Source organism: Pseudomonas sp. 2822-15 (assembly GCF_002742515.1).
GTDB lineage: Bacteria > Pseudomonadota > Gammaproteobacteria > Pseudomonadales > Pseudomonadaceae > Aquipseudomonas > Aquipseudomonas salomonii.
Window position 1 is genome coordinate 1 of record NZ_LJRY01000236.1, and the last position, 325, is coordinate 325.

1 protein-coding gene is annotated in these 325 nt (G+C 33.2%); it reads left to right on the plus strand.

The window, feature by feature from the left end; translation table 11 throughout:
• On the plus strand, window positions 1-283 hold a 283-nt coding region (locus AOA59_RS25965), incomplete at its 5' end, for a DUF2249 domain-containing protein (protein WP_218212211.1).
• Window positions 284-325 lie beyond the last annotated feature (42 nt).

Genomic DNA, 325 nt, shown 5'->3' on the forward strand with positions numbered 1-325 from the left:
GTTTAATTGTATTATCCTTTTTTTTAGAAACATACATTTATCAAGGGGGAAGAAAATAATGTCTAACATTGTACTAGACGTAAGAGAAGACATTGCTTCAAGTAATGATCCTTTTCAAAAAATTATGCAAGCGGTCGATAGCCTAGGAAATGACGAAAGTTTATTGTTACACACACCATTTATTCCCGAACCACTATTAAAAGTGATGAATTCCAAAGGCTTTGAACATGAAGTGAATGAACTATCAAAAAATCACTACACTACTCTCTTCACAAAAAAATAAAAGTGTAAGCGACCATTAAGTGACGTACTTACTGCCTGTTCC